General features: G+C 63.6%; 2 protein-coding genes. Both read left to right on the plus strand.

Translation table 11 applies throughout. From position 1 onward, the window contains the following. Window positions 1-526 (plus strand): ATP-binding protein (locus tag EOA24_RS39910; protein ID WP_127410922.1); only part of this gene is annotated, 526 nt, incomplete at its 5' end. Continuing rightward, window positions 516-773: response regulator (locus EOA24_RS39915; protein ID WP_127410923.1), on the plus strand; the 258-nt coding region annotated here is incomplete at its 3' end. The genes EOA24_RS39910 and EOA24_RS39915, both read left to right, overlap by 11 nt.

Here is a 773-nt window from a genome sequence, read left to right on the forward strand (position 1 = left end):
GTCGCTGCGCGAGGCCTCCTTCCTGGTCGAGGTCAGCCGCCCCGACATCGCCTTCCAGCGCGATTTCGGCAGCGAGCCGTTGAAGGGTACTTTCGACAGCCGCCTGATGGCGCAGGCCTTCGGCAACGTCATCAAGAACGCCGCCGAGGCGATCGATGGACTTGATCCGGCGGATCGTTCGGACGGCACAATCCGGATTCAAGCCGGGCGCCAAGATGGCGCCATACGAATCGACGTTATCGACAACGGCAAGGGGCTGCCGCGCGAGAATCGCCAAAGGCTTCTCGAGCCCTATATGACGACGCGCGAGAAGGGGACCGGGCTCGGCCTCGCTATCGTCAAGAAGATCGTGGAGGACCATGGCGGCCGTCTCGAGTTGCACGACGCGCCAGCGGATTTCCATGGTGGCCGGGGCGCGATGATCTCGATCATCCTGCCGCCGGCGACGGTCGTAGCCGCGCCGCCACGCGGTGAAGGTCGAAACGAACACGAACGAGAAACTGAAAAGGTCGGTAATGGCGTCTGACATTCTCATCGTCGATGACGAGGAAGACATCCGCGAACTTGTCGCCGGTATCCTGAGCGACGAGGGTCATGAAACCCGTACGGCGCATGACGCCGACAGCGCGCTTGCGGCGATCGCCGACCGCGCGCCGCGGCTGATTTTCCTCGACATCTGGCTGCAGGGCTCGCGCCTCGACGGCCTCGCGCTGCTCGACGAAATCAAGACCATGCACCCGAACATGCCGGTCGTGATGATCTCCGGCCATGGC

This window comes from Mesorhizobium sp. M2A.F.Ca.ET.039.01.1.1 (assembly GCF_003998035.1).
Classification (GTDB): Bacteria; Pseudomonadota; Alphaproteobacteria; order Rhizobiales; family Rhizobiaceae; genus Mesorhizobium.